General features: G+C 40.0%; 14 protein-coding genes. 5 read left to right on the forward strand and 9 right to left on the reverse strand.

Translation table 11 applies throughout. From position 1 onward, the window contains the following. Window positions 1-62 precede the first annotated feature (62 nt). The 4 genes from M2R48_RS01270 to M2R48_RS01285 form a co-directional block, all read right to left on the reverse strand. A complete protein-coding gene (locus M2R48_RS01270) occupies window positions 63-281 on the reverse strand; it encodes a hypothetical protein (RefSeq protein ID WP_262084848.1) in 219 nt (72 codons plus the stop codon). Window positions 282-469: 188 nt separating this feature from the next. Further along, the gene (locus tag M2R48_RS01275; RefSeq protein ID WP_262084849.1) at window positions 470-1,099 is read right to left on the reverse strand and encodes a hypothetical protein; all 630 of its coding nucleotides are present in this window, start codon (window positions 1,097-1,099) and stop codon (window positions 470-472) included. A gap of 32 nt (window positions 1,100-1,131) precedes the next feature. Next, complete coding sequence (locus tag M2R48_RS01280; protein ID WP_151956265.1) at window positions 1,132-1,539, reverse strand: DNA polymerase III subunit chi; 408 nt, start codon at window positions 1,537-1,539, stop codon at window positions 1,132-1,134. Next, window positions 1,532-2,980: a leucyl aminopeptidase gene (locus M2R48_RS01285; protein ID WP_262084850.1), complete on the reverse strand. Its 1,449-nt coding sequence runs from the start codon at window positions 2,978-2,980 to the stop codon at window positions 1,532-1,534. The genes M2R48_RS01280 and M2R48_RS01285 overlap by 8 nt, the downstream gene beginning before the upstream one ends. 144 nt (window positions 2,981-3,124) lie before the next feature. Between M2R48_RS01285 and lptF the strand changes: the two genes are divergently transcribed. From lptF to M2R48_RS01305, 4 genes are all read left to right on the forward strand, one after another. Further along, window positions 3,125-4,225: an LPS export ABC transporter permease LptF gene (lptF, locus tag M2R48_RS01290; protein WP_035371793.1), complete on the forward strand. Its 1,101-nt coding sequence runs from the start codon at window positions 3,125-3,127 to the stop codon at window positions 4,223-4,225. Next, on the forward strand, window positions 4,225-5,295 hold the full coding sequence (lptG, locus tag M2R48_RS01295; RefSeq protein ID WP_234623360.1) for an LPS export ABC transporter permease LptG: 1,071 nt from the start codon (window positions 4,225-4,227) through the stop codon (window positions 5,293-5,295). Before lptF ends, lptG begins: the two co-directional genes overlap by 1 nt. 154 nt (window positions 5,296-5,449) lie before the next feature. Continuing rightward, on the forward strand, window positions 5,450-6,997 hold the full coding sequence (gene gpmI, locus M2R48_RS01300; RefSeq protein ID WP_262084851.1) for a 2,3-bisphosphoglycerate-independent phosphoglycerate mutase: 1,548 nt from the start codon (window positions 5,450-5,452) through the stop codon (window positions 6,995-6,997). A 30-nt stretch (window positions 6,998-7,027) separates the two neighbouring features. Further along, window positions 7,028-8,206 carry a S41 family peptidase gene (locus M2R48_RS01305; RefSeq protein WP_262084852.1) on the forward strand — a complete coding sequence of 393 codons (1,179 nt, stop codon included), beginning with the start codon at window positions 7,028-7,030 and terminating at the stop codon, window positions 8,204-8,206. 204 nt (window positions 8,207-8,410) lie between these two features. Here M2R48_RS01305 and M2R48_RS01310 read toward each other — a convergent pair whose 3' ends face one another. Genes M2R48_RS01310 through M2R48_RS01320 form a run of 3 tightly spaced genes read right to left on the reverse strand, consistent with a single transcriptional unit; the run spans window position 8,411 to window position 12,084 of the window. Then, a complete protein-coding gene (locus tag M2R48_RS01310; RefSeq protein WP_262084853.1) occupies window positions 8,411-9,826 on the reverse strand; it encodes a sigma-54-dependent transcriptional regulator in 1,416 nt (471 codons plus the stop codon). 17 nt (window positions 9,827-9,843) lie between these two features. Next, entirely contained in the window at window positions 9,844-11,412 is a 1,569-nt protein-coding gene (locus M2R48_RS01315) for a sensor histidine kinase (protein ID WP_239046605.1), read from the reverse strand. A gap of 36 nt (window positions 11,413-11,448) precedes the next feature. Then, window positions 11,449-12,084, reverse strand: coding sequence for a response regulator (locus tag M2R48_RS01320; RefSeq protein WP_004718392.1), 636 nt, complete (start codon window positions 12,082-12,084; stop codon window positions 11,449-11,451). 232 nt (window positions 12,085-12,316) lie between these two features. Here M2R48_RS01320 and pbpG point away from each other — a divergent pair, with 232 nt between their 5' ends. Then, complete coding sequence (gene pbpG / locus M2R48_RS01325; RefSeq protein ID WP_004718389.1) at window positions 12,317-13,372, forward strand: D-alanyl-D-alanine endopeptidase PBP7/8; 1,056 nt, start codon at window positions 12,317-12,319, stop codon at window positions 13,370-13,372. Window positions 13,373-13,658: 286 nt separating this feature from the next. Here pbpG and thrC read toward each other — a convergent pair whose 3' ends face one another. Beyond that, the gene (thrC, locus tag M2R48_RS01330) at window positions 13,659-14,798 is read right to left on the reverse strand and encodes a threonine synthase (protein ID WP_004818568.1); all 1,140 of its coding nucleotides are present in this window, start codon (window positions 14,796-14,798) and stop codon (window positions 13,659-13,661) included. Between the two features lie 135 nt (window positions 14,799-14,933). Next, window positions 14,934-16,238 (reverse strand): homoserine dehydrogenase, encoded by a 1,305-nt coding sequence (locus M2R48_RS01335; protein WP_004718385.1) that lies wholly within the window; start codon window positions 16,236-16,238, stop codon window positions 14,934-14,936. Window positions 16,239-16,363 lie beyond the last annotated feature (125 nt).

The raw sequence follows: 16,363 nt of genomic DNA on the forward strand, positions 1-16,363 counted from the left end.
TAAATGAGACTTTGGTTTATTTGCGAACTTGTTTTGAGAAGGAGACAAAGTATCAGGCTTAATTAGTTTTTGATAATCGTCAAAGAGGTATGTTCAAAGCGCGATTTTAACTTGTCTGTATATGTCAGAGAGAATGTCCCTTTTTCAGATTCCCGAGAAAGAAATACTGAAAGTGACTGAAAATCTACACGGCTAATCAGTAAATCTTGTATAGAAACAGTCCATTTTTCACCTGAATGTAGTCGCGCAATTTGGTTTGAAATGTGGTTAAGAAGATCCATTTTATTCATCCTGATGCAAGTGATTGGAAATTTTTATCTTGAAAATAAAAACTCACTGAGTTGATCACTTAAAATATTTTTAACCTGTACACATAAGCGTTAAAGCCATCCGAGATGACTATCATGTGACATTAATATTGCATTTTCGTGACAAGTAAACGTGGACATCTGATTAAAATAAATAAACTTTATTTTTTCTCTGCAGAAAAATTCGAATTTGCCAAAATATATTCAATCTCTTCTTTTGCAGCAGTTTGTAGTTTGCTACGTAAAGCATTTAGGCTCTGTTCGATGAGCGTTTCTGCTTCTAACTCAAGACGTAGACGAACACTTTCCAACTCTGAAGTCATTTGTGCATCTGTGATGCGGAATTGCCCATTGGCATAATCTATTGCTGGATAATCAGGATTTTTAGTGTATTTTTCACTATATTCTGAAATTTCAATATCAATTTGTTGACGTAAATCTTGTAAGGTCAATTGTTGATGTTCAAACTGCTGAATTTCATCTTGTTGCAGTGCTAAATTATAGGCGTGCTGTAATGCTCGTTTTTCCGCTAAAGATTTTTCAAGTGCCAATTGTCTACGGATACGTGCTTCTTCAATCAGCTGGGCTTTTAGCTCAGCATAAGCGTGTTCAACTTGGAGTTGCGCCACTTGCATTTGGCGTTGGTCGTTACTTAGCCAGTTCTGTACATTTGTTTTAGGGCTGAGAAGGTCACAGATGCGGTTGAGGTCATCTACAAAAGTTTGGCGTACGCCTTCAGGCGTCTCTAACCAGCGCTTTTTAAAATCTTGACCGACATTTAATGTCACCACGCATCTCCTTGATATAAAATGAGAATAAAGAATTAAAGTTTAAATGTTTGAGGCGAAACACCCATTCGTCGATAGGCTTTATATTTCTCTCGACCAATTTGTTTTGCTGATTCAGCATTTTCAATAATTTCTATAATGTGACTAAATTGTGTCACTTGTTCAAGTGCTTGATTGTTAAAATTAAACACAATCCAGTCTAAAGACTCAGGTAATCTTGAAGAAATACAGATCGGTGCATCAATTTGATCAATTCCATGCGCAATAAAACTGGTCGGATCAAAACTCCATAAACGTTCATCCAGTTGTTGCTGCATTTCTATATCAGGGCAATGCAACCAAACTTTGGCTGCATTTCGTAAAATTTTACGACATAAACGACAGGCACTTTCGACCTGCCGTTCAGGGCTTTTTTCAAACAAATAAAAGCTAATTTTAGCCATTCTTTTGTACACGGTTGGCAATTAACTGCATCAACAATGGTACTGGGCGGCCTGTTGCACCTTTATTTGCACCAGAATTCCACGCTGTACCCGCGATATCTAAGTGTGCCCAACGATAGTCACGGGTAAAGCGTTGTAAGAAACAGGCTGCTGTAACTGCACCAGCTTTTGGACCACCAATATTGGCAATATCAGCAAATGGCGAATCAAGTTGTTCTTGATAATCGTCATATACGGGCATACGCCATACACGGTCAAATGCAGTGTGTCCTGCTGCTGTAATTTCTTCTGCAAGTTCATCATCTGGTGTAAATAAACCTGAAACCACTGAACCTAAAGCCACCACACAAGCACCCGTCAGTGTTGCAATATCAATCACCAATGCAGGATTAAAGCGCTTAATATAGGTTAAGGTATCACAAAGGACTAAACGGCCTTCGGCATCGGTATTCAGGATTTCAACCGTTTGACCACTCATGGTGGTTACAATATCCCCAGGGCGAGTTGCATGGCCAGAAGGCATGTTTTCAGCAGCGGCAATTGCACCGACTACATGAATCGGGAGTTTTGCTTCACAAAGTGCACGAATCGTACCCAGCACAGATGCTGAACCACACATATCAAATTTCATTTCATCCATGCCTAAGCCTGGTTTTAATGAAATACCACCTGTATCAAAAGTCACACCTTTACCGACAAGCACGATCGGTGCTTGATCAGGATTGGCTTTATACTCAAGGGTAATCACTCGTCCCGGACGGTCAGAACCTTTACTTACTGCAAGGAAAGCATGCATACCTAGATCAGCAAGTTGTTGTTCTTCAAGTACCGTTACTTGTAAAAGCTCAGGGAATTCAGCTGCTAAAGCACGTGCTTGTTCTGCTAAATATTCAGGGAAGCAAATATTAGGAGGGCAGTTGCCTAAGTCACGAGCAAAGTTTTGCCCTTTTTGAACAGCCTCAATAAGCGTGATCTGCTCTGCACTCAGACTTGATTGCGTTGCAATAAATTCAATATTTTCTAAAGTAAATTCATTCTTCTTCGATTTGAATTCATCATAAGCATACGCAGCTTGCGTCAAATTTAAAGCAAATAGATAATGTAACTCAGACGGCAAAGCCGAAATATCAATGCTGATTTTTTGGAATTTTTTTTGTGAAGCTTTGATAATGGTTTGTGCGATTTTTGCTAATTTCGCGGCTTTAATTTCGGAGGCTTTATCTATGCCGACTAAAGTACATTGCGTAACTTGAGTTAGCTTTCCGATAAGTGGTAGAGTTTCGTTTAAACTTGCTTTGAATTGAGTGTCTTCAATTATGCTACTCAAGTCATTGATTTTATATGTTTCTTGAGCTTGCTTAGCGTTTTCAGAATCCACCAGAATAAATAACGACTGGCTAGATGTAGACGCTGAAAATGACGTATTGATCGTAAGTTTCATGTGTTGTCTTTGTGCCTTTTGTACATTTCAAATCATTAAACCATTGAACCACTTCAAATGGTAGAATTTCAATCTAGTTTTATAATTTTAACTTCGGGTAAACTAGCGCTACATCACGATATTACCCTTATTTGGAAGATTAATTTGATTATTCGACGTTACCTTGTCAAACAAGTCGTTTCGACCTCTCTTGTGGTTGTCACATTATTGACAGTCATTATGATGGGTGGGCAATTGATTAAACGATTTGGTCAAGCTGCTATGGGGCGTGTAGATCCGAGTATTCTATTGAGTATTATCGGTTTTCGTTTACCTGAGTTTTTGACTTTAATTCTTCCTTTAGGTTTCTTTATTGGGTTGATGTTGGTTTTTGGTCGTTTGTATGTCGATCATGAAATGGCGGTACTGAACGGGAGTGGTATTAGCCGTATTCAAGTCGCCAGATTATTGATTCCACTGACCGTTATTTACTTGTGTGTACAAAGTGTCTTAATGATCTGGATGTCTCCATGGGGAATCCGTCAATATGAGCAACTGATCTCTACACAAGCGGTACGAACAGGCTTTGATTTAGTTCGGCCACGTGAGTTTATTTCTTCGGGGGCTTATACGATTTATGCAGGCTCTTTATCTGAAGATCGTAAAAATCTAAAAGATATTTTCTTTTATCAACGTGCTGAAAAAGAAGGCAAACCTGATGTCATGATTTTGGCAAAGGAAGCAACACGGATTGAAATTGCCAATGAAACTGCCAGTGTTGTCGATTTAGTTCAAGGCCGTCGTTATGAAATTTATCCTGGAACACCCAAATATAGTCAAACTGAATTCCAATCATATCGTTTGCGTTTAGAAAATAATAAAGAAGCCAAGTTTGAAAGTGATGAAGTCGAGGGGCTATCTTTTGGCAAATTGCTTGAAAATAGAAATGACCCCGTTGTGGCAAGTGAATTGGGATGGCGTTTATTTGTTCCATTTTCTATTATTGTCGCCTTAATGCTGGCAACAGCACTATGTGAAGTCAGCCCTAGACAAGGTCGCTATCTCAAACTTTTCCCTGCATTATTGATTTTTGCCAGTTTAATTGTGGCACTTATGGCAATACGAACTCGTATCAGTAAGGATGAGGTGGGTGTTTGGGCATATCCTGCAGTGTTATTATTCTATGCTGTTGCTGCCGCTCTATTTTCAAGAAAACAGAAATTAGCACCTAAGATTAAAAAGCAAATACAGCGAGTAAAATCATAATGTTAGCACGTAGAATTGTCGCAAAACATGTGACGAAAACCACCTTGCTCGCCATGTTAGGTGCGACCGCAGTCCTTGCCAGCTTACAGATTTTATTCACCTATTTGGGTGAGTTAAGTGATCTAAAACAAGGTTATACCGCTTGGAATGCACTGCAATATGTTTTATGGGGTGCACCTCGTTATTTGTATGAGATTCTTCCAATTGCTGCCTTGATCGGCGCTGTATTAGGTTTAGGCTCAATGGCTTCCAACAGTGAACTGATTGTGATGCGAGCAGCGGGTATTAGCCTATGGCGTATTGTTGGTTGGGTGATGCGTTCTGCAATGCTTTTGGTGGTGCTTTCATTTTTATTGACGCAATTTGTGATTCCTTATACCAACGAGCAAGCGAAAAGTGTTAAAAGCCATCGTAGTGTCGCGGCGCTTGGGGAAGTTAAAGGCTATTGGACACGTGAAGGGCAACGCTTTATTTATATTGATTATGCCAACTCGCAAGGGACGCTAAAACAAGTTCAAGTTGTCGATTTTGACGAAAATTATCGAATGAAATCATTGCTAAATTCGGAAGAAGGGCAGTTTTTCAAAGAGGGTCAATGGAATTTAAAAAACAGTGCCCAAGTCAATTTATTGGACAACGGTCAAGCTCAAGTTGTCAATAAAAACCAACAGGATTTAGCACTCGCATTGCAACCGAAATACGTGCATATGGTGACCATCAATCCTGAGGACTTAGCCCCTACGCAGTTGTTGAGTTTTATGCAATATATGCATGAATATAGCCAAGTACCGAAGACATATCTGTTAGCTTTCTGGAAAAATATTGGTTCACCATTTGCGTTACTTGCATTGGTGTTGATTGCCTGTTCATTTATTTTTGGGCCTTTGCGTCAACAATCGATGGGTTTTCGTTTAGTCATCGCATTATTTGTTGGTTTGGGCTTCTATTACATACAAGACTTCTTGGGTTATGCAAGTTTGGTCTACGCGCCATCGCCAGCTTGGTTTGTATTTTTGCCAATTGTATTGATGTTTGGTATCGGCAGTTATTTGTTGTATAGGGCAAGATAATCTGATGAATCAATCGCTTAGTTCAGTGGAATTTTAACTAGATTAGAAATTTAGATGATGGCAACCCGTTTTTGCCATAGTCATAGCATAGAGTCTGCCGTAAAAAAACGGTAAGATGTAACGATTAATTTGTAAACAGTAAAGAGTGTAAATCATGACGGATGCAACTGCTGGCAAAATCCCTCACGTTCTAGTGATTATGGATGGTGTGGGTCATCGTGAAGCGGTCGAAGATAATGCGTTTTTAGCAGCAAAAACGCCAAATCTAACCATGATGCAAGAAAAGCATCCGCATAGTTTAATTTCAGGTTCAGGTGAAGATGTGGGTTTGCCAGATGGGCAAATGGGTAACTCAGAAGTGGGGCATATGAACTTGGGTGCAGGTCGTGTGCTGTATCAAGATTTTACCCGTATCACCAAAGACATTCGTACCGGCGATTTTTTCGAGCATGAAGTTCTGATTGATGCAGTAGAAAAAGCCAAAGCGGCAAATGGTGCATTACACATCATGGGGCTGTTGTCAGAGGGTGGTGTCCACTCCCATCAAGATCATATTATTGCGATGTGTGAGCTTGCCTTGAAACGTGGGGCAAAAGTCTATTTACATGCGTTCTTAGATGGTCGTGATACGCCACCACGCAGTGCAAAACCTTCTTTAGAAAAACTCGATGCTGTATTTGCACAATATCCAAATCAAGGGCGTATTGCCACCATGATTGGACGTTACTTTGCCATGGATCGTGATAATCGTTGGGATCGTGTGGAACAAGCTTACCGCCTGATGACTGAAGGAGAAGCTTTACGTGTTGTTGATTCAGCAGTTGAAGGCTTAGAGCAAGCTTATTCAGCCAATGAAAATGATGAATTTGTTAAAGCAACCCGTATTGGTGAAATCGCAAAAATCCAAGATGGCGACAGTGTGGTCTTTATGAATTTCCGTGCTGATCGTGCACGTGAAATTACCAAAGCATTTGTAGAGCAAGACTTTGCAGGTTTTGAGCGTAAAGTGGTACTACATCTATCCAAATTTGTGATGTTAACGCGTTATCAAGCGACGATCGATGCACCAGTGGCATATATGCCAGAAGGTTTAAAAAATTCAATTGGTGAATACTTATCTTCTTTAGGCAAAACGCAGTTACGTATTGCAGAAACAGAAAAATATGCCCATGTGACTTTCTTCTTTAGTGGTGGCCGTGAAGATGAATATCCAGGTGAAAAACGGATTTTAATCCCATCACCGAAAGTGGCGACTTATGATCTACAGCCAGAAATGAGCGCGCCAGAAGTTACCGACAAGCTGGTTGATGCGATCAATTCAGGTGAGTTTGACCTTTTGGTGGTGAACTATGCCAATGGCGATATGGTGGGTCATACTGGCGTGTTTGATGCAGCTGTGAAAGCAGTTGAAGCGGTTGATACAAGCCTTGGTCGTTTATATGAAGCTGTAATGGCAAAGCATGGTCACATGCTGATTACCGCTGATCATGGTAATGTCGAGCAAATGCAGGATTATGTGAGTGGTCAAGTCCATACACAGCATACCACTGAACTTGTACCTTTCATTTATGTTGGACCAACCTCAGCGACGATTGCTGAAGGTGGAGTTTTAGCAGATGTTGCACCGACTATTTTAAGTTTAATGCATCTCCCTGTACCGACAGAAATGCAAGGCCGTAATTTAATTACATTGAAAGCATAAAATTATCTCTATTAAAAACTAGGTGCGTGAATGGCTCAAGCTTGGAAATATATTGCTGTATTAACAGGATTGTTGGCCTGTGGAAGCCATTCAGTTTGGGCAGCAGAAAATGCTGCCGCACTTGATTTTGATGGTGATGTCGAAGAAAGTATTGCCGAAGTGCCCATTGAATCGATTGAGCAATTTGTACAAATCTACGGCATCGTCAAAGACAACTATGTTCAGGAAAAACCAGATGATGTTCTGTTTTTACAGGCAATCAAAGGGCTGGTGGGTGGTTTAGATCGTTATTCACGTTATCTAAGTCCTGAAGAATATAAACAGTTGATGCAATACACGGAAAGTGACCTTGCGACTGCTGACTTTGAATTGGCTTTTGATAGTCATATTCATCAATGGAAAGTGAAGAATTTACGCGATAATTCAGATTCATTTAAACTCGGTTTAAAAAATGGCTTCACTATTTTTAAAATTGAAAATCAAGAACTTAAAAATTTAAATGCTCAGCAAGTCGAAGATTTATTACATGGCTCAATTGGTTCAACTTTTCAGTTGCAACTCAATGAAAAAAGCCCAGCCATCACAGTGGTCAGAAATCGAAAATTGGAAGTGGCAGATATAGAGCCGGTTATGTTGCATAATCAGGTTTTGGTTCTTAAAGTCAAAGTCTTTCAACAAGATACGGCCAATGAAATTAAACGTTTAATTGAAGAATATAGCACTCAAAAAGTAAAAGCCGTGCTATTCGATCTGCGCAATAACCCCGGTGGTTTACTCTCAGCGGCTGTTGAAACGGCTGATCTGTTTTTAACTCAGGGAACGATTGTTTCGACCAAAAGCCGTTCAGAAGGCAATCAACAATTCCAAGCCTTACCGGGTGATGAGTCGTCTAATACCAAATTAGGTATTTTGATTAATGGTCGTTCGGCATCTGCTGCAGAAGTCTTTACGGCTGCAATGAAAGAGCATCAACGTGCTTGGGTCATTGGAGAAAAAAGCTATGGCAAAGGCGTTGTACAGAAATTATTCCCATTGCCAAATGGCGCTGCATTACAAATGACGGTTTCGCATTATTATACGCCTAATGGCAATATGATTGACGGACAAGGCATTCGCCCTAATCTTGAATATCCATGGGCTTTGGATCAAAAAGAAGAAACCTATTTAAATAATGTTGCAGATCAACTATTAAAACATCGTGAGAGATAAAGTTGAATGCGAGAAGTGAATTTATAACACTGTAGCCGTTTTATGCTGCTATATCTGACATTCGGCAGTTAAATCATATTGTGGGCAAGGGGGCGTTCTACCCCCCTACCCAACGATGACATTTATGTCACTACGCTATATATAAAACCGTACAAAAAACAAAAACGCTTGAGTTGATATTATGATGAAGAATGGAGGCTACTTTTATTCATCATCATCGGTATCTAAACCAAACTTTTTCAAACGGTAGCGTAAAGAACGAAACGTCATGCCCAATTTCTTCGCAGCTAAAGTACGATTCCAATGGGTTTGATTTAACGCAGATAACAGCACCTCTTTTTCGACTTTTTCCAAATATTGCTCCAAACCTTCTTCTGGAATGTTTTGTGCTTTATTCGGCATGACGATAGGCAAGGCTTTACTTTGCATCAGATCATGCTGTTCGACTTTGTGGACACCACGATGTGGAGCTGGTTGTAGTTGTTGAATATCAATATAGTCTTCATCACTCATGGTAATGGCTTTTTCAATGATATTGCGTAATTCACGAACATTGCCTGAGTAATGTTGTTGCAAAAGAAAAGCTTTGGCTTGTTCAGTGAAAGACTTAGTTGAAATACGCCACTCTGTACAAATTTGCTGAAGAAAATGATTGGCTAAAATTAGAATATCACAATCACGTTCGCGCAATGGCGGGAGCACAATATCCATCACATGAATTCTAAAGAACAGATCATGGCGGAATTTGCCTTGTTCAACGAATGCTTCAATGTCTTGATGTGTTGCACTGATAATACGAAAATCAACTTCGATTTCGCTATCACTACCTAGAGGACGAATTTTCTTTTCTTGCAATGCCCGTAACAGTTTGGCTTGCATCGCCAATGACAGTTCTGCAATTTCATCTAAAAACAGGGTACCACCATTGGCAGCTTGAATAAGACCCTGTTTGTCTTGAGTTGCACCTGAAAAGCAGCCTTTTTTATGCCCAAATAGCTCACTCTCCATCAGCTCTTCAGAAATTGCACCACAATTAATCGCAACAAATGGGCTATCACTGCGGTTGCTGAGTAGATGGATGAGGTTGGCAACAACCTCTTTGCCTGTTCCAGATTCACCCGTGATAAATACGGGTGCTTGTGAACGAGCAATTTTTTTAATCGATTCTCTTAACTTACGAATCACCTGTGAATCACCGATGAGCATTGATTCCTCAAGCGGCGCATCGTTGATCGTTTCTCTTAACTGTGGTACATGCAAAGCTTTTTGTAAAAGTTGTTGCAGATGTAATTGGTTAATCGGTTTGCTGACAAAATCAAAAGCGCCTGCTTTCAGCGAGGCAATCGCAATTTCCATATTTCCATATGCAGTTAAGACTGCAATAGGCGTTTTAGGATAATGCTGCGATACATGTTTAACCAAATCTAAACCACTGCCATCAGGGAGGTTTAAATCGGTAATACAGGCATCATATTTATATTCACTAAAAAAATATTTGGCTTGTTGTAAATGGTGTGCCATATGCGTTTTGATGCCCATTCGAGAAAGGCTCATTTGCATTAACATACATAAATCTTGTTCATCATCTACAAGTAAAACCAATGGTTGTCGTGTAGTCATATCCCCAAAAACCTAATCTAATCCATGAGTGGGCATTCGATACGGAAGCACGCCCCTTGTTGTTTTTGCTCTACGTAAATTAGTTTCGCTTGATTTGCTTCGCATATCGTCTGCGATAGGTATAATCCTAAACCAGTTCCATTGATTTCGGTACTAAAAAATGGCTGAAATAATTGCGAAAGATCTTGTTTTGTGACGCCTTTCCCATAATCAATCACATCGATATATACGTGTGATTCATTTTTAAACGTTTGCACTAAAATGTGTTCAGCATTTTGATCATTATGACGTAATGCATTACGCACTAAATTGATTAAAACTTGTCGAAGATGAGAATCATCAAAATAAATCCAAACATCAGATTGGACCTCTAATTTGATTTTTTCCTGAGCATCCCCTAGATCATGGCGTAATAAGTCATCAACAAATTCTTGAAAATTAATTTTCGATGTATGGGTCTTTTTATTTTTTGCCATATCCAAGGTATCTTTAATAATATTATTGATACGGATGGTCTGCTTGGTAATCATTTGATTTAAAATGGTTTGTTGTTCTGGGTCACTGCTGATAAAGAGATCATTGGCCTGCGCAATAGCAGCAAGTGGGTTGCGAATTTCATGGGCAATACTGGCGGACAATTGACCAAGTGCGGCAAGTTTGAGTTGTTGTACCTTTTGATTAATTTTTTGTGCATCTTCGAGGACCAAAAGCGTGAGTGCTTGATGCGGAACAATCAATTTTTGTACGCGAATATCGACCGTATACGAGGACTGATGCGATTCAAATTGGAAGCGTTCTCCATCACGTAACATGGCATCTTTTAAGATTTCATATAAGTCCGGTTGAAAGCTGGATAAATGATATTGCTCATGTGCGTAAAGTGGTGAAATGCCTAGAAGTAAACAGGCAGCAGGGTTACTGACGATAATTTTGCACTTTTCATCGAGTACCAAATAACCGACTTCAATCTGTTCTAAAATATAGCGGTTAATGTTCTGTAACTTAAATAATTCAAGAGATTGATAGGTATTTAACGACTCTAAAACTTGGAAGCGATTAATTGCAATCTGCCCAATGCCATAGACCATAAAAAATAAAAAAGCCAATAAGGCACTGTTACTAATATTATTTAAATTTGAAAAATCGAAGAAGCTGCCTAAAAACTGTTGGTAAATAATCGCAATCACGGAAACCAGTGTTACGAATAGCGCTTTATTTTTACTCAGCAGAAAATTCGCGGTAAAAACGGCAATTACGAACAAAATACTGATGGCTAAATTTGGCCCATTGAGGGCAAATACCAAGGTACTTAGAAAGGGAATATCAACAATAAAAAAACCGATAAATTGCCGTCCAACCCCATGTGGATAGAACTTGAGCAGCATCATTTGTAATGCTGCGATTAGCGTAAATGCGGTTAGAGAATAAAAGTATAAGCTGGGATATTGGTAATGTACGGGCTGATGTTCAAGGGTAATCAGAAAAATAATGACTAAGCAAAAGGCAATAACCAATCTATACCCTGAATACAGTGTGCCTAGACGGTAAATTGTTTGATAAATGGGAACCGTTACCGTAGGCGACATAAATCGTACTCAAGATAAATTATTGTTTTAATCAATTTATGGCTTAATTAGACCATAACGTATCGCAAGGTGAGTGAGTTTTACATCACTATCAAGTCCTAATTTTTCAAAGATACGATAACGATAAGTATTGACTGTTTTTACACTGACAAAGAGTTTGTCAGAAATTTCTTGTGCACTGACACAATTTACCACCATCATGGCAACTTGCATTTCACGTTCTGACAGCGCGTCAAAAGGTGAGGTTTGTGTATCTGATAAATAAGAGCTTGCAAGTTGTTCGGCAATATCGGCACTAAAATACTTACCGCCTTGCATGACTTTTTTGATTGCACGAACCATTTCAGTGATCGGCGCGCCCTTGGTAATGTAACCACGAGCTCCAGCTTTCAATAATAGCGATGGATAGGGTTCTTCAGCCAAACCACTCACAGCGAGTACTTTGGTATCAGGTGCGGTTTGTAACAAACGACGGGTAGTTTCTACACCACCAATTCCAGGCATGTTGACATCCAATAAAACCACATTGGGATGTTGTTGCCTTACAATCGTAATTGCTTCTTCACCAGATTCTGCTTGTCCAATGACTTGAATATCGGTCTGATCTTCTAACATTCTGCAGATGCCGGTTCTTACTAATTCATGGTCATCTACCACTAAAACAGTAATCACTTACACCTCCTTAAATTTCTCAATATCGACATTTTTGTTACATAAAGCAAAAAAGACTTGCAAAGACATAACAAAATTGGCAATCCTATTCCTAATATCCATTCAATATTTACGCATAATACGGCGTGATTGAAATATTTGTTTTAATATAGTCACGTTTGAGTGTAAATGTAAGTCATATTTGAGGTAATTAGCAAGTTTGTGAATACCTCCTTGAGGTGAGTAAGTTATCGTGAAAAAACCAAAAAAAACGTTAATGCATGTGCTGAGTTTGTCAGTACTACTCAGTTTGAGTTCTACCGGTTTTGCTGAAATCATTATGAACTCATCGGGGGGGAGCGGACAAGCAACTGTAAATTGGTCTTCTTCAGATGCCAGCCAGTTACTCAATGGTGACTCTCTGGATGATGATGGCGAGGATATTTCTCCAAAAGGCTCAACCACTTTAACCACAACAATTCGTGCATCAAATGCTGCACCAACAACATTGACCAATAAGTCTGTACAGATTTATGACACCAATACCTATAACAGCCAACCATCGGTAAATGCACGTGCTGCATTGGTAATGGATGCAAAAACAGGTGAAGTCCTGTTTAGTAAAAATACCAATATGGCGTTGCCTATCGCATCAATTACCAAGTTGATGACAGCGGTGATTACCGCAGATGCCCGTCTAAATATGTCTGAAGACATCACCTTGCAACAAATCGATTTTGCAGGTGCTGGTGGTAAGAATTCAAGTTCAACTTTAAAAGTTGGCGATACCATGAATCGTGCTGAAATGTTACTTGTGGCATTGATGAAATCTGAAAATCCAGCTGCAGCAGCTTTAGCACGTACTTACCCAGGTGGTCGCCAAGCGTTTTTTGCTGCAATGAATTCAAAAGCACGACAATTGGGCATGAACTCAACCCATTATGTTGAATCTACTGGTTTAGATCCACGTAATGTTTCTTCTGCTCGAGATTTGGGGATTTTAGTCAGTGCTGCATCGCAATATGGCTTGATCCGTCAATTTTCAACAACAGCACACTATGACTTTAATTTAGGTTATCGCGTGTTGAAATCAAACAATACCAATGCCTTAGTACGTAATGGCGGCTGGAATATTAATATTTCTAAAACGGGTTATATCAATGAAGCAGGGCGTTGCGTGGTTATGCACACCACTGTAAATAGTCGTCCAGCTGTGGTGGTGTTATTAGGTGCAAGTTCTTCTCAGGCACGTACCAATGATGCAACTAATTTATTAAACTGGGTCAGTAATTTACCGAAACGTATCTAATCAGTTTTTCACGGCACTTAACCAGCCACATGACAAAAAGTTCTTCAATATGAAGGGCTTTTTTTATGCTTAAATTAAGCATAAAAAATAGATTATGAGATGTGTAAATCTGGAATACTGGTGTTTGGGTAGCACTTTTTCAAATCGTGCTGACAAAGCAATTGATATATAGTGCAAGAGTGAATCAGATCTAAATTATGACCAATATGAAGAAGAATAATGTTGAGCTTGAGCAAATAAAAAAACCAGTTGCGCACAACTGGTTTTTTTATATGTGAATGCGTTATTACATATTTGAAAGAATAGAGTCTTTCACTTGATTCATTGTTGCATCAATAGACAGCATCACTGCATCTTCACATTGTTTAATTGCAGTATCAGGATCTTTTAGACCATTACCTGTCACAGTACATACAATCACAGAACCTTCAGCAATTTTACCTGCTTTGATATCACGAATTGCACCACCGATAGATGCCGCAGAAGCAGGTTCAACAAATACACCTTCATACATAGAAAGCAAACGTTGTGCTTCTAAAATTTCAGCATCAGTCAATTCATCAAACCAGCCATTTGAGTCACGAACGACCGCTTTGGCATGATTAAAGCTTTGAGGATTACCAATACGAATTGCTGTTGCAACTGTTTCTGGGTTTTCAACAGGACCACCACGTAAGAACGGTGCAGCACCAGAAGCTTGATAACCGACCATGATTGGGCGACCTTCAGGGTTTGGACCTGTAAACTTATCTGTTGCAGGGTCATAAACCACTTGTTCAAATGCTTCAACAGGTTGATTCGCAACTGCTTCGGTATAACCCATCCAATGCGCAGTGATATTACCCGCATTACCAACAGGTAAGCAGTGGTAGTCAGGCGCACGACCTAACGCTTCTACGATTTCATAAGCAATGGTCTTTTGACCTTGTAAGCGGTATGGGTTGATTGAGTTAACAATCGTTACCGGTGCTTGGTCTGCAACTTCTTTAACCAAACGCATGCCGTCATCGAAGTTGCCGCGAATTTGCATAGTGATTGCACCATACATCATCGCTTGTGCCATTTTACCCATGGCAATTTTGCCTTCTGGGATTAACACAAATGCTTTGATACCCGCACGAGCAGCATATGCAGCAGCAGCAGCAGAGGTATTGCCTGTAGATGCACAGATAATCGCCTTAGAGCCTTCTTCTACCGCTTTGGTCACTGCCATGGTCATGCCACGGTCTTTAAACGAACCTGTCGGGTTTAAACCTTCATACTTCACATAAATTTCAACATTTTTACCAATAATACCGGGAATATTGTCTAATTTAATGAGAGGCGTATTACCTTCATTTAAAGAAATAGCACGTGTAGTTTTCGATACTGGTAAGCGGTCACGATAGCGATCAACAAGTCCTGTATAGCGATTGGCATTAGACATGATGGTGTTCCAATTGTGTGTAGAGCAAATAAGATATTCTTTTAACCTCTAAGCCTCTACTCGGAGAGGCTGCGCCATTCATTGAATGGCGCTTTGCAGGGTATTGCTGCAAATTTAGAGGAGTTTAAAACCCGATTAGTTATCGAGCAATTCTAAACGAATTCGTACGATTTCGCCATGGATAGCAGGTAAGGCTTGAATTTGTGCAATCGCTTCATTCATTTTCGATTCGACGATCGGATCAGTCAAAATCACGATAGGAATCAGATCTTTTAAGCGAGGTTGCTGCATGATGGCATCAATACTGATCCCCGTGCGACTTAAAATTGTTGTTACATCTGCGAGTACACCAGTTTGGTCTTCAGCATTTAAACGCAAATAATAACCTGTGGTCATCTCATCACTCGACAAGATATGCAAGTCGGAAAGAGCTTCAAAGGCAAGCTGAGGAATAGTACCTGAACCATCTTCTGTGTAAATGATATCACGGACAATATCAACCACATCCGCCACAACCGCAGAAGCAGTAGGGCCTGCGCCTGCACCTGCGCCATAATACAATGTAGGACCAACTGCATTGGCTTGAACCAGAACAGCATTCTTCACGCCATTTACATTGGCAAGAAGTTCTTCTTCTGGAATTAGGGTTGGGTGTACACGAAGTTCGATGCCTTTGCTAGAACGACGTGCAATACCCAAGTGTTTGATCTTATAGCCAAGCTCTTCAGCATATTTCACATCTTGTGCTGTGATCTTGGTAATACCTTCGGTATAAACTTTATCGAACTGTAAAGGAATACCAAAGGCACATGATGCAAGAATAGTCAGCTTATGCGCAGCATCAATGCCTTCAACATCAAACGTTGGATCTGCTTCGGCATAACCAAGTTCTTGCGCTTCTTTGAGTACGTCCGCAAAGGCACGACCTTTTTCACTCATTTCAGTCAGAATGAAATTGCCTGTACCATTGATGATACCTGCCAGCCATTCAATTTTATTGGCTGCTAGGCCTTCACGAATGACCTTGATAATTGGAATACCACCGGCAACCGCTGCTTCAAAGGCAACTTGTACGTGGTGATCATCAGCCGCTTTAAACAGCTCATTTCCATGTTCTGCCAGTAAGGCTTTGTTTGCCGTTACCACTTGTTTGCCATGTTTTATGGCTTCCATCATGACTTCATAAGCAGGGTGGATACCGCCCATGACTTCAACGACAACATCAACATCAGGCTGGCGGACGATATCTAGCAGGTCGGCGCTCTGTTTAATGCTTGCTGGTAAATTTAGATCTGGACGTGGACGACGCGTACCTACGTGGGTAATTTCAATTTCTCGGCCGGTGCGACGTCTAATTTCAGCAGCGTTTTCTTGTAGTAGTTTAAGGGCACCACCGCCTACGGTTCCAAGACCGAGTATTGCCAGACGAACTGGTTTCACGTCACACTCCAATTATGTATATAAATTATATTAAGCTTAGATCATAGCTAAAAAATGCGCCAGACTCTAGAGTCTGACGCATCTTTATATTGAGCTATAAATAATAGTAAATTTACTGATAAAAA

This window comes from Acinetobacter sp. I-MWF (assembly GCF_025433935.1).
Taxonomy (GTDB): Bacteria; Pseudomonadota; Gammaproteobacteria; order Pseudomonadales; family Moraxellaceae; genus Acinetobacter; species Acinetobacter guillouiae.

Coding starts and splice junctions, on each gene's coding strand:
- M2R48_RS01270 (WP_262084848.1), bottom strand. CDS start 281: ATGGATCTTCTTAACCACATTTCAAACCAAATTGCGCGACTACATTCA.
- M2R48_RS01280 (WP_151956265.1), bottom strand. CDS start 1,539: ATGGCTAAAATTAGCTTTTATTTGTTTGAAAAAAGCCCTGAACGGCAG.
- M2R48_RS01285 (WP_262084850.1), bottom strand. CDS start 2,980: ATGAAACTTACGATCAATACGTCATTTTCAGCGTCTACATCTAGCCAG.
- lptG (WP_234623360.1), top strand. CDS start 4,225: ATGTTAGCACGTAGAATTGTCGCAAAACATGTGACGAAAACCACCTTG.
- gpmI (WP_262084851.1), top strand. CDS start 5,450: ATGACGGATGCAACTGCTGGCAAAATCCCTCACGTTCTAGTGATTATG.
- M2R48_RS01305 (WP_262084852.1), top strand. CDS start 7,028: ATGGCTCAAGCTTGGAAATATATTGCTGTATTAACAGGATTGTTGGCC.
- M2R48_RS01310 (WP_262084853.1), bottom strand. CDS start 9,826: ATGACTACACGACAACCATTGGTTTTACTTGTAGATGATGAACAAGAT.
- M2R48_RS01315 (WP_239046605.1), bottom strand. CDS start 11,412: ATGTCGCCTACGGTAACGGTTCCCATTTATCAAACAATTTACCGTCTA.
- thrC (WP_004818568.1), bottom strand. CDS start 14,798: ATGTCTAATGCCAATCGCTATACAGGACTTGTTGATCGCTATCGTGAC.